Genomic DNA, 19512 nt, shown 5'->3' with positions numbered 1-19512 from the left:
GCGGCCCGATGACCCGCATCGGTACGATCCTGCGCCTCGCGCTCTGCGCCCTCGCCTTCGGGCTGATGGTCGGGCCCCATCTGCTCAGCCGGCGCTACGGGCGCGGGCGCCTGGCGGGCGACCTGCCGACGCGGTTCCACCGGACCTTCCTGCGCCTGTTCGGCGTGCGCGTGACCCAGAGCGGCACCCCGCCGGCACCGGGCGAGCCGGCCTTGGTCCTCGCCAACCACATCTCCTGGCTCGACATTCTCGTGCTGGGGTCCCTGCGCCCCCTGTCCTTCGTGGCCAAATCCGAGATCGCGAGCTGGCCGGTCGTCGGCACCCTGGCGCGGCTGCAGCGCACGGTGTTCATCGACCGGGCCCGCCGGGCAGCCACCGCGGACGTCAACGCCACCGTCGCCGATCGCCTCGCCGGAGGGGACCTCATCGTGCTGTTCGCCGAGGGCACCACGGGGGACGGCACCCGCCTGCTGCCGTTCCGCTCGTCCCTCGTCGGAGCGGCCCGCGCCGCCATCGACGGAACCACCGGCGGCCCCGACCGCATCCGGCTCCAGCCGCTGGCCATCACCTATCCACGTCGCAACGGCCTGCCCCTGGTGCGGGCCGAGCGGCCGGGCATCGCCTGGTACGGCGACATGGAGCTCGCGCCGCACCTGTCCGAGTTCTTCGAGAACGGTCCCATCGATGTGCACGTGGTCTGGGGCGCCCCCATCGCCTTCGAGGCCGGCACCGACCGCAAGCGCGCGACGGCCCTCGCCGAAGCCTCCGTCCGCGAGGCCCTTCAGCGCGCGGTCACGGGCCGTCCGCCGACAGGCGCGGTCTGGAGGGGCACGCGTCGCCTGTCCGACACGGCGCCCGACGAGACGGCCTCCGGCGTGCCCGCCCTCTGAGGCAATCGCCCCCGGCCGGGGATCGCGACGCATTCCGCGAACCGTGCTAAGGGCTGGACCAAACTCGCGTCGGGACCGGACTGTTGAAGAAAGCCTTCGTCAAATCCTACGGCTGCCAGATGAACGCCTACGACGCCACCCGGATGGCGGACGTGCTCGGCGCCGAAGGCTACACCGCGACGGAGACGGTGGAGGAGGCGGATGTCGTCATCCTCAACACCTGCCACATCCGCGAGAAGGCCGCCGACAAGGTCTATTCCGAACTCGGGCGCCTGCGGGTCCTCAAGAACGAGCGCGCGGCGGCCGGTCACGACACCCGCATCGTGGTCGCCGGCTGCGTCGCCCAGGCCGAGGGCGCCGAGATCCTGTCCCGGGCGCCGAGCGTCGACGTGGTCGTCGGCCCGCAGAACTATCATCGCCTGCCGGACCTCCTCGCCCGCTCGCGCACGAAGCGCGTCGTCGACACGGAATTCCCCATCGAGGACAAGTTCGACCACCTGCCGGCGCGGCGCACCCTCGGGGTCACCGCTTTCCTCACGGTGCAGGAGGGCTGCGACAAGTTCTGCGCCTTTTGCGTGGTGCCCTACACCCGCGGCGCCGAGGTCTCGCGCTCCGTGGCGGCGATCCGGGCCGAGGCGGAACGGCTGCTCCAGGGCGGCGCCCGCGAGATCACCCTCATCGGCCAGAACGTCAACGCCTATCACGGCGTCGGCCTCGACGGCGGCGGCGCCACCCTCACGGACCTCATGCGCGAGATCGCGGCCCTGCCCGGCCTCCTGCGCCTGCGCTACACCACCAGCCACCCCAACGACATGACGCCCGACCTCGTCGCGGCGCATCGCAGCCTGCCGTCCCTGATGCCGTTCCTGCACCTGCCGGTGCAGTCGGGCTCGGACCGGGTCCTGAAGGCGATGAACCGCAAGCACACGGCGGATACCTACCGCGAACGCATCGCCGAGGTCCGCGCCGTGCGGCCCGACATCGCCCTGTCGTCGGACTTCATCGTCGGCTTCCCCGGTGAGACCGAAGCCGAGTTCGACGAGACGATGCGGCTCGTCGAAGACATCGGGTTCGCCAGCGCCTACTCCTTCAAGTACAGCGCCCGTCCCGGGACCCCAGCGGCGGATTGGGCCGATGCGGTACCGGAGGACGTGAAGACCCGCCGGTTGCACGCCCTCCAGACCCTGCTGGACGCGCAGCGCCACGCCTTCAACGCCTCCTATGTCGGGTCGGTCGTGGAGGTGCTGGTGGAGAAGGCCGGGCGCCATCCCGGTCAGGTCGCGGGCAAGACGCCTCACCTCCTTCCCGTCCAGTTCGACGCGCCCACATCCACCATCGGCACCCTGGTGCCCGTGCGGATCGTCCGGGCCGGCTCCAACAGCCTGTTCGGCGAGGCCGTCGCCGACGCGGCGGTCGCGGCTTGAGCGCGCGTCGATCCCATCCCATCGCCAACGAAGGAACTGTGCGTGCCAGCATCTGACGGGATCGGCCGGGGCGGCCCCTTGCGCGGGCGCGGCCCGGCGGCGCGCACGGGTGAGATCGTCGAATCCCTCGAGGCGTCCCTGACCTTCGACGACAACCGCCTCGCGAGCCTCGTCTTCGGCCAGTACGACCAGAACGTCGCCCATATCGAGCGGCGCCTCGACGTGGTCGCCACGGCTCTGGGCAACCACCTCGTCATCAAGGGCTCGCCCGAGGCGGCGGAGAAAGCCCGAAAGGTGTTCGAGCGCCTCTACGCCCGGGTGCGGGCGAGCGGCACCGCCCTGACGCTCGGCGACGTCGACGGCGCGATCCAGGAGACAACGCAGCAGGGCACCCTGTTCCCGGCGGCGGAAGTCAGCGCCGAGCCCGACCGGCCGGTCTTCGACCAGATCGCCACCCGCCGGCGCGGCGCCGTGCGCGCCCGCAACACGGCGCAGGACGCCTACATCAAGCTCCTGCGCACCCGCGAGCTCGTCTTCGCCGAGGGGCCCGCCGGCACCGGCAAGACCTGGCTCGCCGTGGGCCACGCCGTCTCCCTGCTGGAGCAGGGCCATGTCGAGCGCATCATCCTGTCCCGCCCCGCCGTCGAGGCCGGCGAGCGCCTCGGCTTCCTGCCCGGCGACATGCGCGACAAGGTCGATCCGTACCTGCGCCCGATCTACGACGCCCTCTACGATTTCATGGAGGCGCGTCACGTCGACCGCGGCCTCCAGACCGGAATCATCGAGATCGCGCCGCTGGCCTTCATGCGCGGGCGCACCCTCACCAATGCCGTGGTGCTCCTCGACGAGGCACAGAACACCACCTCCATGCAGATGAAGATGTTCCTCACCCGCCTCGGCGAGAACTCCCGGATGATCATCACGGGCGATCCGAGCCAGGTCGATCTGCCGCCGGGCCAGCGCTCGGGCCTCGTCGAGGCGGTGAACATCCTCGACGGCGTCGAGGGCATCGGCCGCGTCACGTTTCGCGATGTCGACGTGGTCCGCCACGACCTCGTGCGCCGCATCGTCACCGCCTACGAGTCGGCCGCCCACGGCGAGCACGATTCGGACCGCAATCCGAACCCGCGCCGCCGTCCCCTCGCATGACCCTCGAGAACGAGATCGACGTCGCCGTCGAGGACGCGCGCTGGGACGGCGTAGCGCCCGACCTCGAAGCTTTCGTGATTCGCGCCGTCGAGGCCGGCCTCGCCGTCGTGCCGGAATCCCCCGGGGGGGCGGTCGAGGTCAGCGTCCTGCTGACTAACGACGCGGCCGTGCAGGCGCTGAACAAGACCTGGCGCGGCAAGGACCGACCCACCAACGTCCTGTCGTTTCCGGCGGCCCCGCAGCCCCCCCATGCGGGAATGGCGCGGCCCCTCGGCGATGTCGTTCTTGCGTATGACACGATGCTGCGCGAGAGTGGCGAGCAATCGAAGCCGCTCAGCCATCACCTCGCGCACCTCCTTGTCCATGGCACCCTCCACCTCCTCGGTCAGGACCACGAGACGGGCGACGCGGACGCCGAGGCCATGGAGGCGCTCGAAGTCGCGGCCCTCGCCACCCTCGGCATGCCCGATCCCTACGCCGATTGAGCGGCTGCAACGCCGGCCATCCCAGATCAGAGAGACATGACGAACGATCGAAGTCGCGGCGCGGCCCAGGCCGCGCCCAGCGCACATGACGGTGAGGCTCAGGCCCGCGAGCCCTGGTACGACCGTCTGCTGCACGTGTTCCACCTCCGGCCGCGCGACTCGTTGCGCGACGACATCGAGGACCGGCTGGCCGAGCCCGATTCGGGTGAGAACGCCTTCTCGCCCATCGAGCGGGCCATGCTCAAGAACGTGCTCGGCCTGCACAAGGTGCGGGTCGACGATGTGATGATCCCGCGCATCGACATCGTCGCCGTATCCATGGACACGAGTCTGGGCGAATTGCTCAAGCTGTTCCGCACGGCCGGGCATTCGCGTCTGCCCGTCTACGGGGAGACCCTCGACGACCCGAAGGGCATGGTCCACATCCGCGACTTCGTCGATCACATCGCCGCCCGCGCCGAAGCCGGCAGCCGCCGTCTCGGTGCGGCTCCCATTGAACCCCTGGACGAAGCGCCGCACGCGCGCCCCCGCCGTGGCGCCCGCGCGCTGCGCAATCTCAACCTCGGCAATGTCGATCTCTCGGCGACCCTGGCGTCCACGCGCATCCAGCGCCCGGTCCTGTTCGTGCCCCCCTCCATGCCGGCCATCGATCTGCTCGTGCGCATGCAGGCGACCCGCACCCACATGGCGCTGGTCATCGACGAGTACGGCGGCACCGACGGCCTCATCTCCATCGAGGACCTCGTCGAGATGGTGGTGGGCGACATCGAGGACGAGCACGACGTGGCGGAGGGACGCCTCGTCCACCGCGTCGAGGGCGAAGGCGAGGTGTTCGTCGCCGACGCCCGCGCCGGCCTCGCCGAGGTGTCGGAGGCCAGCGGCGTCGATCTCGTCGCGGCGGTGGGCGAGATGGCCGAGGAGATCGACACCATCGGCGGCCTCATCGTCACGCTCGCCGGTCGCGTGCCCTCGCGCGGCGAACTCATCGCCGGACCGGGCGACCTCGAATTCGAGGTCCTGGACGCCGATCCGCGCCGGGTGAAGCGACTGCGCCTCCAGCGCGGCGACGCGCGGATCACGTCGGTCGTGCCGCTGGCCCTGCCGCCGCCCTCGCCCAATCCGAGCCTCGAAGCCCCCGCTTCGTGACGGCGACCGTCGCGTCATGAGCCGCAGCCGCGCCGACGCCATGCCGGCGCCGGGTCCCCTCGCCCTCCCCGCCCAGTGGGTGATGCTGAGCGCGGGGTGGCGCCGGCTGCTCCTGGCCTACTGCGCCGGTGCCTTCGGGGCGCTGGCGATGCCGCCCTTCGGGGCACTGCCGGCCCTCGTCGTCGCCCTGTCCGTCGGGGTCTGGCTCCTCGACGGGGCCGCGACGGGCCGAAGCGCCTGGCGCACCTTCCGGGTCGCCGGTCTCATCGGCTGGGCCTGGGGCTTCGGCTACCTCACGGCCGGCCTGTGGTGGCTCGGCTCGGCCTTCCTCGTCGAGGCGGAGGAATTCGCCTGGGCCCTGCCCCTCGGGGTGATCGGCCTGCCGGCCGTGCTCGGCCTGTTCTACGGGCTCGGATTCGCGCTGGCCCGCCTCGTCTGGTCGCCGGGTACGGGGCGGATCCTGGCCCTCGCCTTCGGTCTGGCCACGTGCGAATGGCTGCGCGGCCACCTCTTCACCGGGTTTCCCTGGAACACCCTCGGCATGGCGCTCGGCCAGAACCTCTGGCTGATGCAGAGTGCCGCCGGCATCGGCCTCTACGGCCTCACCCTTCTCGCCGTTCTCATCGCCGCCGCCCCCGCCACCCTCGCCACGGGCGCGACCGTCTCCGTGCGCCTCGTACCGACCCTCGTGGCAGGACTGGCCCTCGCGACCATGGCCCTCCTCGGCGCCGCGCGCCTGCCGGCCGGTCCGGACGCCACGGTGGCCGGCATTCGCCTGCGCCTCGTTCAGCCGAACCTGAACCAGGACGCCAAGTTCCGCCCCGAGAACCGCGCGGACATCCTCGACCGCTACATCGAACTCAGCGACCGGGCCGCCGCCCCCGATCGTTCGGGGATCGCCGACGTCACTCACGTGATCTGGCCGGAATCGGCCTTCCCGTTCCTGATCCAGCGCGATCCGGCGGCGCTGGCGCGCATCGCCGCCGCCCTGCCGTCGGGCACGCAGCTCATCACGGGCGCGGCGCGCGCCGACACGCCCGCCGCCGGCGAGCGCCCGCATTTCTTCAATTCGATCCTAACCATCGCGGCCGGCCCGAAATTTGGCGACGTCTACGACAAGGTCCACCTCGTCCCCTTCGGCGAGTACCTGCCGGGGCCCCTCGACGCGGCCTTGCGAGCGCTGCGCGTCCGCCAGTTCGTGGCGATCCCGGGCGGCTTCACCGCCGGCGACCGGACGCGCCAGCGCATCCTGTCGGTGCCGGGCCTGCCGCCCGTCGCCGCCACCATCTGCTACGAGGCGATTTTTCCCGGTGCCATCGTGCCCGAGGCGACCCCGGGCGGTCCGCCGCCGGTGCCGGGGCTGATCCTCAACCTCACCAACGACGCCTGGTTCGGCGACACGCCCGGCCCCCGCCAGCACTTCGCCCAGGCACGCCTGCGCGCCGTCGAGGAGGGGCTGCCCCTCGTGCGCGACGCCAACACCGGCATCTCGGCGGTGGTCGATGCCCACGGGCGGATCACCGCGAGCCTGCCCGTCGGCGTCGAGGGCGTGCTCGACGCGAGCCTTCCCGTACGCCTGAGCCGGCGCACGACCTACGCCCGGTTCGGCGACGCGCCGTTTGCAATGATGCTCGGACTCGCGTTCCTCGGGGCGTTCGCCGCGCGTCGCCGGTCGCCAGGGATCGCATGAGATGAGATGGCGTCGCATGGCATGAGCGGGTCGCGCTCCGCTTCTGTCCGTCCCGCCCTCGTCGGCATCGGGATGATGCTCGTCGCGTTCAACATGCGGCCGGCCCTGACCACGGTCGGTCCCCTCCTCGAGGCGATCCGGGCGACGACGGGGCTGAGCACCGCCGGGGCCGCATTTCTCAACACCCTGCCGGTGCTGTGCATCGGCCTCGCCTGCGCGCTGGGTCCCGTGGTGATCCGCCGCCTCGGCGCCGACCGGGGCGTGCTGCTCGCCGTCGCCGTGGTCGCCCTCGGCTCTGGGTTGCGCGGCCTGGGCGGCCTGGGGCCGCTCTTCGTCGGCGCGTGCGTCGCCGCCATGGGGATCGGCCTCGCGGGCGTCCTGCTGCCGGGCCTCGTGAAGCGCGATTTTCCGAGCCGGGTCGGCCTCATGACCGGGCTCTACACCATGGTGCTGTGCCTCGGGGCCGCCGCCGGGGCCGGGTTCAGCGTCCCCCTCGCCCAATCCGTAGACGGCTGGTCCCCGGCCCTCGGCCTCTGGGGCGTTCCGGCCCTCGTCGCGACCCTGGCCTGGCTGCCCTTCGCCCGGGCCACCGATCCGGCCGAGCGCTCCGTGCGCCGCCGGCCCCTTTGGCGGGACAGGCTCGCCTGGCAGGTCACCGGCTTCATGGGCCTGCAATCCTCGCTCGCCTACATCATGTTCGGCTGGCTGCCGGTGGTGCTGCACGATCGCGGTCTGAGCGCGGTCGATGCCGGCTTGGTGTCGTCGCTGATGGGACTCGGGCAGGCGCCGGCCGCCCTTCTGGTGCCCACCCTCGCCGCCCGTGTCCGCGATCAGCGCCTCTTCGTGGCTGGTCTCCTCGCCCTGGCCGTGGGCGCCCTGCTCGCCCTGGCCGTCGGCCCGGTCGGCCTCGTACGGCCCTTCGGGATGCTGCTCGGCTTCGCAATCGGCGGCCTGTTCGGCCTCGGGCTGACCATCATCGTCCTGCGCGCGCGCGATGCCGCCTCGACGGCATCCCTCGCGGCGATGTCGCAGAGCGTCGGCTACACCCTCGCCGCCTTCGGTCCCCTGGGCTTCGGCCTCGCGCACGACGCCAGCGGGAGTTGGGGCGCCTCCCTCGGCCTGTTCTGCGCAATCGCGTTCGGCGCGCTGCTGTTCGGCCTCGGTGCCGGCCGCGACCGCAAGGTCGGCGCACCCTGACCGACGGGCGCCCTTCCGGCCGATCGCCGCGCGACGGCGGAAGGCGGTTTCCGCTCAGGCCATCGCCCGCATCATGCGAGCGCCGTGTGATCGCTTCGCGATGCGGGGTTCGGCTTCGCTCGGGTGCCGCGCCGGCTGACCGATCCCGTCGCCGGTCTGATCGGGCGGCTCCAGTCCCGGGGGATACGTCTCCGCTGCGCCGACAGCCGGATTCGACGCGGCGGAGATGTTCTGCGTGATCCAGGCGAGGGTCTGCGCCTGAGGCATGGGCCGCGCGAAATAGTATCCCTGCAGGACGAGGCAGCCGAGGCCGGCGAGCGTATCCGCCTGCGCCTTCGTCTCGATGCCCTCGGCGACCACGTCGACGCCGAGGGATTGCGCGAAGGCGATGATCGCCCCCGTCAGCCTGTGGTCCTTCTGTTCGTCCCCCACATCCTGGATGAAGCTCTTGTCGATCTTGATCCCGTCGAATCGGATGGTGCGCAGGGAGCCGATCGACGAGTAGGCGACACCGAAATCATCGACGATGATCCGGACGCCCATCCGTCTCAAGGCGGCGAGATCGGCCCCGCCGCGCTCGGTGGAGTAGACGGCCTCCTCGGTGATCTCGATCGCGATCGATGTCGGCGCGACCCCGTGGGCCGTCAGCTCCTGCGCGATCATGTCGGCGACCGCGTAGGTGCCGAACTCGTCGGGCGAGACGTTGAGCGACACGACGATGCCCGGGCGTCCCAGCTGCGCGAGCCTCTGCGCCATGCGGCACACGCCCTGAAGCACGGCCCGGGTGAGACGCTCGGATTGGCGCGTGGCGGCGGCGGCCTGGACCACATCCGGTGGCGACAGCCATCCGAGTTCCGGATGCTTCCAGCGCAGGAGCGCTTCCAACCCGCTGACCTCGCCGGTCCTGCCGTCGATCTGCGGCTGGAACCAGACCTCGATGCCACCCTCGTCCACGGCGGTGGCGAGGTCCCGTCCGATCACTTGCCGGATCGCCGCGCCGCGCCGCATGTCCTCGCTGAAGGCGCGCCAAGCCGAGCGTCCGTCCGACTTGGCGCGGTAGAGCGCGATATCGGCGCAGACCTGCAGATCTTTCACCGTGCCGCCGTCCTCCGGGAAACGCGCGAAGCCGACGCTGGCTCCGGTCTGCCACGCCTGATCGGCGAGCAGGAACGGTTCGCGGAGCCGGTCCACGATTCTCTCGGCGATCGCTTCGTCCTCTGCCGCCATCGTCGGCCGGAAGATGAGCGCGGCGAACTCGTCGCCGCCCAGGCGCGCGATCAGATCGTCGGGCGTCAGGAGGCTTTTCAGGCGCCGGGCCACTTCCATCAGCGCTGCGTCGCCTTCCGCATGGCCCAGGGTGTCGTTGATTTCCTTGAAGCGGTCCAGATCGATCAACATGATCGTCAGATCACCCTCGCCGGAAGCGGAGCGTGCCAGGAACTGGTCGAACGCCTTCTGGTAGGCGATCCTGTTGGCGAGGGCGGTGAGGTGATCGTGGTTCGCGACGTATTCCAGGCGATGGACGGCCTGCGTCGCCACGACATTCGCGGACTGCAGCGACGCGGCGAGATGGGTGGCTTCGTATTTGAGGCGCGTGGCATCCTTGAAGTGTCGCTCTGTCCTGTAGGAGGCCTTCACCATGAGAATGGCGAGCAGCAACAGGTTCAGGGCGAGGACGCGCGACTCGATCGGACCGGCACTCGCAAACAGCAGGATCAGCACGAGATTGTTCGGCACCACGAAGGCGAGGACGACCCCGCGATGGGCCGTCGACTGGATCACCGCACCGGCGGTGATCCCGCAGAAGGCCAGACCTGTGGCGATGGTGTAGGCCTGCCCCGCAACCGCGACTCCGATGAGCCCGGCCGCCCAGCACAGGCCGGAGAGGAATGCGCCGAGCACGAAGTAGAAAAGGACTCGATCGGGATATCGGTCCGACTGTCCGGTCTTGTGCCAGTACGATGCCAGTAGAATACGGATCAGGTTGATGCCGGCATTGGAGCCCACCCAGGCGAGCAGGAAAACATGGTCGACGCTGGGCCACATCATGAAGGCGAAGGAGCCGGACACGAAGACGTTCGAGATCAATGTCGGGAGCAGCGCCTGGTGCACGGCGTTGAGCTGATCGCGCGTCACGAGCGAATCGATTGTCCTGGGCGGCCTGCTCATCGCGCGTTCGTCTCTCTCGCCGGGCCAAAAACCCAAGCCACCTCCGGTTGTATGGATTACTCCGCGAGAAACATGAAAAATATCTTGCAGACGCAGGATCGAGGCGAGTGAACAGAACTATTCTTGTGAATCAAACCTTGAATATACGGTATCGTACAGAGTTTATTCGGCAATTTTGCAAGATTTCGATTTGTATATCGTCGTGAAATACCCGTGAGGGCTATATATTGCTGAACAGAGGGCAAGGGAGATCGGCTCTGCGCAAACAGGGAGGCAGTTTTCGGCGTGTCGCGGTTCCGCATCGGCGCGGCATCGGAGCGATGCCGATGCTTTATCGCGATCCCATCGCGCGGGTGACGTTGCTTGCGCGGTGTCATTTTCGACTTGTCGCGTACCGCCTGACGGTCGCGGCCACGACGGGTCGGACCGGGCGACGCGCGGCATGAAAAAGCCCCGCAGGGTCGGGTGACCCTGCGGGGCTTGTGGCCGTCCACAAACCTGAAGACGGTCTCAGGTCACTCGGCGGCGACGCGGTGGGCGTGGCTGCCATCCGTGTAGGTCTCGGCCTCGAGACGCTTGCCCGGAGCCGCGCGACCCGGCAGGGGCGGCAGGGCTAGAGCCTTCGCGAGGTCGATGCCCGCACCCTCGGCGACGCGGCGGCCGTAATCCGCATCCGCGTGCGAGAAGTGCCAGACCATCCGGAGCTGGATCGCCTCGGGGCACTGCTTCATGTCGCCGACGAGGTTGGCGATCAGGTCGTCGCGCTCCCAATCCTGGAACGAGCGGTAGCGTACGCCGGCCTGGGCGTAGTCGTCCTCGGTGCGCGAGGTCTGGTAGCGGCCGAGCTGGCCCTGCACCGGCTGGTGATAGTCACGTGCCGGCTTGGGGGCTTCACGCAGGCCTTCGGCCAGGGTCGAGGGCTCGTAGTTGATGTGCCGGTTCTGGCCGGTGCCGTCGACGCCGTAGGTCATCTGGCCGTCGCGCTGGTTCGAGTAGACCTTCACGCCGGGCTGCGGCGCATTGATCGGCAGCTGCAGGTAGTTGGCGCCGACGCGGTAACGCTGCGTGTCCGAGTAGGACAGCGTGCGGCCCTGGAGCATCTTGTCGTCCGAGAAGTCGATGCCGTCGACCAGAACGCCGGTCCCGAAGGCCGACTGCTCGACTTCCGCGAAGAAGTTGTCCGGCACCCGGTCGAGCACCATGCGGCCCACCGGCAGGAGCGGGAAGTCCTCCACCGGCCACAGCTTGGTGTCGTCAAGGGGATCGAACGACAGGTGGTCGTTCGGGCCGTCGGGCATGATCTGCACGCAGAACTCCCACTCGGGGAAGTTGCCCTTGGAGATGTTGTCGTAGAGGTCGCGGGTGGCGTGGCCGACATCCTTGGCCTGGATCTCGGACGCCTGGGCCGAAGTCAGGTTGCGGATGCCCTGCTTCGGCTCCCAGTGGAACTTGCAGAGCACGGCCTCGCCCTGGTCGTTGACGAGCTTGTAGGTGTTGACGCCCGAGCCCTCCATCTCGCGATAGTTCGCGGGAATGCCCCAGGGCGACTTCAGGTGGGTCACCATGTGGATCGCTTCGGGGTGCTGAGCCACGAAGTCGAAGAAGCGCCACGCCTCCTGGCGGTTCGTCACCGGGTCGGGCTTGAACGCGTGGATCATGTCGGGGAACTTGATCGCGTCGCGGATGAAGAAGACCTTGAGGTTGTTTCCGACAAGATCCCAGTTGCCGTCGACGGTCTTGAACTTCACCGCGAAGCCGCGCGGATCGCGCTCGGTCTCGGGCGACTCCTTGGCGCCGGCGACCGTGGAGAAGCGCACGAACATCGGCGTCTTCACGCCGGTCTCGTTGAGCACGCGGGCACGGGTGTACTTGGACGCCGGCTCGTTGCCGATCTTGCCGTAAGCCTCGAAGTAGCCGTGCGCACCGGCGCCGCGGGCATGCACCACGCGCTCGGGGATCCGCTCACGATCGAAATGGGTGATCTTCTCGATGAACTGATAGTTTTCGAGGGTCGCGGGGCCGCGCTCGCCCACCGTGCGGGTGCTCTGGTTGTCGCGGACCGGATGGCCCTGGCGGGTGGTGAGAATCGGGCGCTGATCGCTCATGAGGCGTTGTCTCCAAAACGTTGGATCGGGCCAGGGGACAGTTCGGGAACCGGACGGCTCGAAAAACACATCGACCCTGGAATAGTTCTGAGACAGGCTTATGAACCCTCCCCGACCGTTTGGCCAATGCATCGTGGCAAACGTTCTGATAGGCAGGGCCTATGAACCTGTCCGGACTGTCCCTGCGCGACCTCGAATATGTGGTCGCCGTCGCCGAGGAATCGCATTTCGGCCGTGCCGCCGAGCGCTGCAACGTCAGCCAGCCGACCCTCAGCGTGCAGGTGCGCAAGCTCGAGGAGGCCCTGGGCCTCGTCCTGTTCGAGCGCGGCAACCGCCGGGTGATGCTCACCCCCGCCGGCCAGGTCATCGTCCGCCAGGCCCGCACGGTCCTGGCCGAGGCGCAGCGCCTGCTGGTCCTGGCGAGCGAGGGACGCGGCGCGCCCCTCACCGGCCGCCTTGTGCTCGCGGCGATCCAGACCCTGGGGCCGTACCTCTTCCCCCTCGTCCTGCGCAGCCTGCGCCAGGAGTTTCCGCTGCTGGCCCTGGCGCTCAGCGAGGCCCGCACGGCCGAGATCCTGGAGGGGCTCCGCGACGGGCGCATCGATGCCGCCCTGCTCTCCCTGCCGGTGCCGTCGTCGGGGCTGACGCTCTCGCCGCTGTTCGTCGAGCCGTTCCTGCTCGCCTGCCCGGCCGATCACGCCCTCGCTCGGGGCGGGGCGCTGCGGGCCCGCGATATCGCCGGGCCGGACCTCCTGCTCCTCGACGAGGGCAATTGCCTGCGCGACCAGACCGTGGCGGCCTGCGGCGCGGGAAGTGCCGCGGGCCGCCACGCCACGAGCCTCGAGACCCTGCGCTCCATGGTGGCGGCGGGGGCCGGCTACACCCTGCTGCCGGCGCTCGCCGTGCCGACCAGCCCCGATCCGAGCGGTCTGACCGTGACGCGCGGCTTCGATGTCGATGGCCCCGGCCGCACCATCGCCCTCGCCTGGCGCGCCAGCGACCCGCGCGGCGCCGGCCTGTCGCATCTCGCCGCCTTCTTCCGCGCCCACGCGCCGACCGGCACCGCCGCCTGCCGAGACGACGGCGCCCCCCGTCCCCCACGGGCGCGTCGTGACAGCGTGGCCGATCCGGTGTAGCGCGCAGGCCCGTTCTTCCCCCGCTCCCGGCTCTCCGCTGTGCTCTCTTTCCGGTTCCTCGGCCTCTGGACGGCGCTCGTCGCGGCCTCGGGCGCCCTCGCGTACGGCCTCGCAGTCGCACATTTCCCCGCCGCCCTCCTGCTCGGGCCGATGCTCGCCGCCATTACGTTCGGCGTCGGCGGCGCCGGGCTCGGCGTCCCGAAGCCCGGCTTCCTCGCGGCGCAGGCGATGATCGGCTGCCTCGTCGCCAAGGCCGTCACCACCGAAATCGTCGCCACCATCACGGAGGACGGCTGGATCATCCTCGCCGTGGTCCTCGTCACCGTGGTGGCCGGCGCCGTCGTCGGCTGGGCCCTGACCCGCCTGCGCATCCTGCCCGGCACCACCGCCGCCTGGGGCTCCTCGCCCGGCGGGGCCGCCGCCATGGTGGCGATGTCGGAGGAGTACGGCGCCGACCCGCGCCTCGTCGCCTTCATGCAGTACGTCCGCGTCGTCGCCGTGGTGCTGTCGGCCTCCGCGGTGGCGCGCCTCCTCACCGATGTGGCCGCACCCGCCGCCGCCGTGCCCGACGCGACGCCGCCGCTGGCCGTCCTGGCGACCCTCGCGGTCGCGGCGGCGGGTTTTGGGCTCGCGTACCTCCTGCGAATGCCGGCCGCCGCCCTGGTCGGACCGATGCTCCTCGGCGCCCTGCTGCACGCCCTGGGCCTCGTCAGCATGGCCCTGCCGGTGTCGATCCTCGACCTCGCTTACGCGACCATCGGCTGGTACGTCGGCCTGCGTTTCCGCCGGGAAACCCTGCGCGAGACGGTGACCGCCCTGCCGGGTATCCTCGTGGCGACGGTGGCGGTCATCGCCCTCTGCGCCGGCTGGGCCTACGGCCTCACCCGCCTCCTGCCCATCGATTTCCTCACGGCCTACCTCGCCACCAGCCCGGGCGGCCTCGATTCCGTGGCGATCATCGCGGTGGGCTCGAAGGCGGACGTGTCGTTCGTGCTCGCCGTGCAGACCCTGCGGCTGTTCGTGGTGCTGATCACCGGACCGCTCCTGGCCAAGTGGATCGCCAAGGGCGCGCCAGCCAAGGACGCTCCGGCGCAGACCTGACCATGCACGCCCTGTACCTCGCCTTCCTCAATTCCTGGCGCGGCCTCGTCCACGGAGCGCGCACCGAGCGCGCCGTGCGCCTCGAACTCGTTCTCCTCGTCCTCGGCCTGCCCCTGGGGCTGCTGCTGGGCACGACCCTGTGGGTGCGTGTCGCCCTGCTGGCGAGCCTGCTCCTCATGCTGGCGGCCGAGTTCCTCAACACCGCCATCGAGAAGCTGTGCGACCATCTCCATCCCGACCATCACCCGAGGATCGGAATCGTCAAGGATCTGGCTTCGGCCGGGACCTTCTCGGCTCAGGGCATCGCAGCCCTGATCTGGGTCGCCGCCCTGATCGAGCGTCTCGGCTGACGCGGGAGCGGGGCGTTTGCGTTGCCGCCGATTTGCCCCTACCGCCCGTCCGGGAGGTGGGCCACGATGGCAAAGCAGTTCTCGGCGATCAGTGACCGGCATCGGGACTTCATCGCAGCGCAAAAGATCTTCTTCACCGGCTCCTGTGCCGCGGGGGCGCGGGTCAACATCTCGCCGCGCTCCACCACGCATCTTCACGTCCTCGGCCCGAACGCAGTCGCGTATCTCGATCTCACCGGCAGCGGCAGCGAAACGGCGGCCCACGTGAAGGCCGAAGGCGCCCTGACCGTGATGCTGTGCGCCTTCGACGGTCCGCCCTCGATTCTGCGCCTGTACGGAAAGGGCCGCATCGCGTTCCGGGGAACGCCGGACTACGTCGCCGTCCTCGATCGCTTCTACGGCAGCGCGGAGCCTGCCGGGGCGCGCCAGATCGTCTTCCTCGCCGTCGACCTCGTGCAGACGAGCTGCGGCTATGCGGTGCCGCTCTTCGACCATGTCGGCGAGCGCCCCATCCTCGACCGCTGGGCGCAAGCCCAGGGCGAGGAGGGACTGCGCGCCTACCGGGCCGAGAAGAACGCGGCCAGCATCGACGGGCTGCCGACGGGGTTTCGCGACCCCTGATCACGCCCTTCGCGAATCGGCCTCCCTCGCTTCTTGTCCGGCAACGGCCTATGTGCGGGCACAGTTTCCCGCATCGCGGCATCGCCGGAGCCCGTGTCTCCTTGACCGACTACATCCGAAAGATCCTCACCGCGCGCGTCTACGACGTCGCCATCGAGAGCCCGCTGGACCCGATGCCGCGCATGTCCGCGCGCCTCGGGCGGCCGATCCTCTTGAAGCGCGAGGACCTGCAGCCGGTGTTCTCGTTCAAGCTGCGCGGGGCCTACAACAAGATGTCGGGCCTCTCCGCGGAAGTCCTGTCGCGCGGCGTCGTCTGCGCCTCGGCGGGCAACCATGCGCAGGGTGTCGCCCTGGCGGCGGCCCGCCTGAACGTCCGCGCCGTCATCGTGATGCCGCGCACCACGCCAGCCATCAAGGTCGATGCCTGCCGGGCGCGCGGCGCCGAGGTGATCCTGTTCGGCGACGCCTTCGACGAGGCCCTCGGCCACGCCCGCGAGCTGGAGGCGGCCGAGGGGCTGACCTTCCTGCACCCGTTCGACGATCCCGAGGTGATCGCCGGCCAGGGCACCATCGGCATGGAGATCCTGACCCAGCATTCCGGGCCCATCGAGGCGATCTTCGTGCCCATCGGCGGCGGCGGCTTGGCCGCCGGCATCGCGACCTTCGTGAAGTACCTGCGGCCCGAGACCAAGGTGATCGGCGTCGAGCCGGACGACGCCGCCTGCATGGCGGCGGCCCTCGCGGCGGATTCGCGCGTGATCCTGCCCACGGTGGGCCTGTTCGCCGACGGCGTCGCCGTGCGCCAGGCCGGCGAGGAGACGTTCCGCCTGTGCCGGGAGTTCCTCGACGGGGTCATCACCGTCGACACCGACGCCATGTGCGCGGCGGTCAAGGACATCTTCGACGACACCCGCGCGATCTCCGAACCCTCGGGGGCCCTGGCCCTCGCCGGCGCCAAGGCCTACGCCGACCGCGAGGGCCACGGGACCGGCACCCTGGTCGCCATCTCCAGCGGCGCCAACCTCAATTTCGACCGCCTGCGCCACATCGCCGAGCGCGCCGAGATCGGCGAGCAGCGCGAGGTGCTGCTCGGGGTGACGATCCCCGAGCGCCCCGGCGCCTACCGCGCCTTCATCCAGACCCTCGGCCCGCGCGCCATCACCGAGTTCAACTACCGCTACGCGCGGGGCGCGGAGGCGCAGATCTTCGTCGGCATCAACCTGCCCGGCGGTGCGCCGGAGAAGCGCGCCCTGATCGCCGAACTGTCGGCGGCCGGCTACCGCGCCCTCGACATGAGCGACAACGAGATGGCCAAGGTCCATATCCGCTACATGGTCGGCGGACGGGCGACGGGGCTCGTCGACGAGCGACTCTGCCGCTTCCAGTTCCCCGAGCGGCCGGGCGCCCTGATGAAGTTCCTCGACGGCCTCGGCGAGGGGTTCGACATCACCCTGTTCCATTACCGCAACCACGGCGCCGATTACGGCCGGGTCCTGGCCGGGATCGCCGTACCGCCGGCCGAGCGCGCCCGGTTCGACGCGGCCATCGACGCCCTCGGCTATCCCTGCATCGACGAGACCGACAACCCGGCCTATCGGATGTTCCTCGACGATGGGGCGGAGGCGCAGGGCGCCTGAGCGCCGTGCCTCCCTGGCCTGCCTGACCGCATGCACAGGGCACAACCCATGCGGGATTCAATTTTCCAAAAAATCTACTATAAGTTTTTTCTTTGAAGAACTGAGATACAATCGATCTTTGCGAAAAAGCTCCGATTATAATTCAGTATCGTTTTTCGTTCATCCTGTTCGCGAACGGGATAATAAGAAATTCTTAGCGTTCCTTCGGCACACGAAAGCTCCCCTCTCGTGGTGCCGCTGAATGTCTGCTCTCTCCAGTCTCAAGGTTCGTCTTCCCGCCATCACGGTCGGTCTCGCCCTCGTCAGCGCCACCGCCATGGGGGGTCTGAGCTGGCATTTCGCCCGGTCCGGCCTCATCGAGGGCGCCCGGAACCGGCTGGAGCTGGCGGCGGACGCCCGCAAGATCGGCATCGAACTCGTCGCTGAGCGGGCCGCCGGCGATCTCGTCACCACGGCGGCCAATCCGCAGGTCGGCGGCAATTTCGCGGACCTCGTCGAGGCCCTCGATCCGGCCAAGGCCGACTTCGCGCGGATCGTCCAAGCCTACACGTCCGCGCCCAAACCCGAGGATCGCCTCGCCGCCGAGGCAGCGGGCACCATGTACGGGCGCCGTCACGGCAAGGTGCAGGAGGTGGCGCGCAAGCTCGTCGAGCGGCGCGGCTACGCCGACCTCATCTTCGTCTCGGAGGATGGGCGCCTCGTCTACACCACCACGAAGGGCGCGGATTTCGCTCACGCCCTGTCCGAGCGCGAGCTTGCCGAAACCGGCCTCGCCCGCCTGGTCCAGCGCCTCAAAGCCGCCGATGCCGACGCGACCCTCTTCGAGGATTTCGCACCCTACCCGGCCGAGGCCGGTCCCTCGGCCTTCCTCGGGCGTTCCATCGCGCGTCGCGCCAACGTCGCCATGGGCACCGGCCAGGCGGCCGAGCGCATCGGCTTCGTGGTGATGCGCGTCACGCCTGCCCTGTTCGACCGGACCCTGTCCGATCGCGGCGGCCTCGGCGACACCGGCCAGGTCGTGGCTTTGGGCGCCGACGGGCGCCTGCGCAGCAATGCCCCCCTCGGCGGCGGCGCGACGGCCGGACGGGAGGCGGCGGAGTTCGGTCTTGCTTCGGCGCTCCTCGCCACCGGCCAAGCCTTCGGCTACGCGGCCGCCGACGGCAACCGCATGGCGGCGACGGCCAAGGTCTCGGTCATGGGCGCACCCTGGACCTTGGTCGCCACGCAATCCGACGACGAAATCCTGTCCGCGGTGGCGACCCTCACCCGCGCCCTCGCCCTGGCGGCGCTCGGCGTCCTCGCAGCCACCGCGCTCCTCGGCCTGCTCTTCGCGCGCTCCATCGTCCGTCCCCTCGGCGCCCTCACCCGGGCGCTGGACGCCCTGGCCCGCCGCGAGCCCCTGGCCGACGTGCCGGGCGCCGGGCGCACCGACGAGATCGGCGGCATCGCGCGGGCCGTCGTCACCATCCGGGACATTTCCCTGGAGGATGCGGCCCGGCAGCTCGAGACGAATGCCGCCGCGCGGATGCGGGAGGAATCCGACCGGCGCGTCCTGCTCGCCGACCTCGCCGACGGCTTCGAGCGCTCGGTCGGCCGCATCGTCGAGACGGTCTCGCAGGCCGCGACCGGCCTCAACCACGCCTCGGACAGCATGATCACCGCCGTGGCCGGCACCGCCCGGCGCTCCGGCACCGTCGCGGCGACGGCGCACGAGACGGCCGGCAACGTCAACGCCGTCGCGGCGGCGGCGGAGGAACTCGGCGCGACCGTGGAGGAGATCGGCCGTCAGGTCGAGCAGGCCGCCGACATGTCGCGGAACGCCGTGGGCGAGGCGAGCCGGACCGCCGAGACCATGCGCCGGCTCTCCGCCGCCGCCGCCCGCATCGGCGACGTCGTCGGGATCGTCTCGCAGATCGCCGGCCAGACCAACCTTCTGGCGCTCAACGCCACCATCGAGGCGGCGCGGGCCGGCGAGGCCGGGCGCGGCTTCGCCGTGGTCGCGGCCGAGGTCAAGAACCTGGCCGAGCAGACCGCGCGCGCGACCACGGAGATCGGCCAGCAGGTGGAGGCGATCCAGGCCGCCACCGGGGAGGCCGCCGGCGCGATTCAGGGCATCGTCGGCCGCATCGAGGGCATGAGCCAGGTCACCGGCAGCATCGCGGCGGCCGTCGAGGAGCAGGGCGTCACCACCCAGGAGATCGTCCGCAACATGGGCCAAGCCTCTGCCGGCACCGGGGCGATGACGCAGGACATCGCGGCGGTGGCCCGCTCCGCCGACGAAGCCGGGACATCCGCCGGACAGGTCCGGCAGGCCTCCGCCGACCTCGCGCGCCAATCCGAGAGCCTGCGGGCGGAAGTCGACGGCTTCCTCGCCACCGTGCGGGCCGCCTGAGCTGAGGCGGGAGCGTCCTG

15 protein-coding genes are annotated in these 19512 nt (G+C 70.1%); 13 read left to right on the top strand and 2 right to left on the bottom strand.

Annotation, left to right across the window (positions count from 1 at the left end):
* The first annotated feature begins 8 nt into the window (after positions 1–8).
* From MKK49_RS20405 to MKK49_RS20375, 7 genes are all read left to right on the top strand, one after another.
* Complete coding sequence (locus tag MKK49_RS20405) at positions 9–890, top strand: lysophospholipid acyltransferase family protein (RefSeq protein WP_244031656.1); 882 nt, start codon at positions 9–11, stop codon at positions 888–890.
* A gap of 83 nt (positions 891–973) precedes the next feature.
* The gene (miaB, locus tag MKK49_RS20400; protein WP_244031653.1) at positions 974–2314 is read left to right on the top strand and encodes a tRNA (N6-isopentenyl adenosine(37)-C2)-methylthiotransferase MiaB; all 1341 of its coding nucleotides are present in this window, start codon (positions 974–976) and stop codon (positions 2312–2314) included.
* 78 nt (positions 2315–2392) lie between these two features.
* Entirely contained in the window at positions 2393–3463 is a 1071-nt protein-coding gene (locus tag MKK49_RS20395; RefSeq protein ID WP_244031837.1) for a PhoH family protein, read from the top strand.
* Positions 3460–3948, top strand: a complete 489-nt coding sequence (gene ybeY / locus MKK49_RS20390; RefSeq protein WP_244031651.1) for an rRNA maturation RNase YbeY — start codon at positions 3460–3462, stop codon at positions 3946–3948. The genes MKK49_RS20395 and ybeY overlap by 4 nt, the downstream gene beginning before the upstream one ends.
* A 36-nt stretch (positions 3949–3984) precedes the next feature.
* Positions 3985–5094, top strand: coding sequence for a hemolysin family protein (locus MKK49_RS20385; RefSeq protein WP_244031649.1), 1110 nt, complete (start codon positions 3985–3987; stop codon positions 5092–5094).
* A 16-nt stretch (positions 5095–5110) separates the two neighbouring features.
* Complete coding sequence (gene lnt, locus MKK49_RS20380) at positions 5111–6784, top strand: apolipoprotein N-acyltransferase (protein ID WP_409565112.1); 1674 nt, start codon at positions 5111–5113, stop codon at positions 6782–6784.
* A gap of 21 nt (positions 6785–6805) precedes the next feature.
* Positions 6806–7981: a CynX/NimT family MFS transporter gene (locus MKK49_RS20375; protein ID WP_244031647.1), complete on the top strand. Its 1176-nt coding sequence runs from the start codon at positions 6806–6808 to the stop codon at positions 7979–7981.
* A gap of 54 nt (positions 7982–8035) precedes the next feature.
* Here the strand turns inward: MKK49_RS20375 and MKK49_RS20370 are convergent, their stop codons facing one another.
* Both MKK49_RS20370 and MKK49_RS20365 read right to left on the bottom strand, forming a co-directional pair.
* On the bottom strand, positions 8036–10117 hold the full coding sequence (locus MKK49_RS20370; protein WP_244031645.1) for a putative bifunctional diguanylate cyclase/phosphodiesterase: 2082 nt from the start codon (positions 10115–10117) through the stop codon (positions 8036–8038).
* Positions 10118–10665: 548 nt separating this feature from the next.
* The gene (locus MKK49_RS20365) at positions 10666–12255 is read right to left on the bottom strand and encodes a catalase (RefSeq protein WP_244031643.1); all 1590 of its coding nucleotides are present in this window, start codon (positions 12253–12255) and stop codon (positions 10666–10668) included.
* Positions 12256–12416: 161 nt separating this feature from the next.
* On the opposite strand from MKK49_RS20365, the gene MKK49_RS20360 reads away from it, so the two are divergent.
* The 6 genes from MKK49_RS20360 (at position 12417) to MKK49_RS20335 (ending at position 19492) form a co-directional block, all read left to right on the top strand.
* On the top strand, positions 12417–13391 hold the full coding sequence (locus MKK49_RS20360; protein WP_244031641.1) for a LysR substrate-binding domain-containing protein: 975 nt from the start codon (positions 12417–12419) through the stop codon (positions 13389–13391).
* Positions 13392–13430: 39 nt separating this feature from the next.
* A complete protein-coding gene (locus MKK49_RS20355) occupies positions 13431–14492 on the top strand; it encodes an AbrB family transcriptional regulator (RefSeq protein ID WP_244031638.1) in 1062 nt (353 codons plus the stop codon).
* A 2-nt stretch (positions 14493–14494) separates the two neighbouring features.
* Positions 14495–14842, top strand: a complete 348-nt coding sequence (locus MKK49_RS20350) for a diacylglycerol kinase (protein WP_244031636.1) — start codon at positions 14495–14497, stop codon at positions 14840–14842.
* A 66-nt stretch (positions 14843–14908) separates the two neighbouring features.
* Complete coding sequence (locus MKK49_RS20345; RefSeq protein ID WP_244031634.1) at positions 14909–15463, top strand: pyridoxamine 5'-phosphate oxidase family protein; 555 nt, start codon at positions 14909–14911, stop codon at positions 15461–15463.
* Positions 15464–15564: 101 nt separating this feature from the next.
* Positions 15565–17100 (top strand): threonine ammonia-lyase, biosynthetic, encoded by a 1536-nt coding sequence (gene ilvA / locus MKK49_RS20340; protein WP_244031632.1) that lies wholly within the window; start codon positions 15565–15567, stop codon positions 17098–17100.
* Positions 17101–17341: 241 nt separating this feature from the next.
* Positions 17342–19492, top strand: coding sequence for a methyl-accepting chemotaxis protein (locus MKK49_RS20335; protein WP_244031630.1), 2151 nt, complete (start codon positions 17342–17344; stop codon positions 19490–19492).
* Positions 19493–19512 lie beyond the last annotated feature (20 nt).

This window comes from Methylobacterium sp. J-090, from assembly GCF_022829345.1.
Lineage (GTDB): Bacteria > Pseudomonadota > Alphaproteobacteria > Rhizobiales > Beijerinckiaceae > Methylobacterium.
The sequence above is the reverse complement of the archived record's forward strand: the minus strand, read 5'-3'. Positions and strand labels throughout refer to the sequence as shown.

Coding starts and splice junctions, on each gene's coding strand:
- MKK49_RS20405 (WP_244031656.1), top strand. CDS start 9: ATGACCCGCATCGGTACGATCCTGCGCCTCGCGCTCTGCGCCCTCGCC.
- ybeY (WP_244031651.1), top strand. CDS start 3,460: ATGACCCTCGAGAACGAGATCGACGTCGCCGTCGAGGACGCGCGCTGG.
- MKK49_RS20385 (WP_244031649.1), top strand. CDS start 3,985: ATGACGAACGATCGAAGTCGCGGCGCGGCCCAGGCCGCGCCCAGCGCA.
- lnt (WP_409565112.1), top strand. CDS start 5,111: ATGAGCCGCAGCCGCGCCGACGCCATGCCGGCGCCGGGTCCCCTCGCC.
- MKK49_RS20375 (WP_244031647.1), top strand. CDS start 6,806: ATGAGCGGGTCGCGCTCCGCTTCTGTCCGTCCCGCCCTCGTCGGCATC.
- MKK49_RS20365 (WP_244031643.1), bottom strand. CDS start 12,255: ATGAGCGATCAGCGCCCGATTCTCACCACCCGCCAGGGCCATCCGGTC.
- MKK49_RS20360 (WP_244031641.1), top strand. CDS start 12,417: ATGAACCTGTCCGGACTGTCCCTGCGCGACCTCGAATATGTGGTCGCC.
- MKK49_RS20350 (WP_244031636.1), top strand. CDS start 14,495: ATGCACGCCCTGTACCTCGCCTTCCTCAATTCCTGGCGCGGCCTCGTC.
- MKK49_RS20345 (WP_244031634.1), top strand. CDS start 14,909: ATGGCAAAGCAGTTCTCGGCGATCAGTGACCGGCATCGGGACTTCATC.
- MKK49_RS20335 (WP_244031630.1), top strand. CDS start 17,342: ATGTCTGCTCTCTCCAGTCTCAAGGTTCGTCTTCCCGCCATCACGGTC.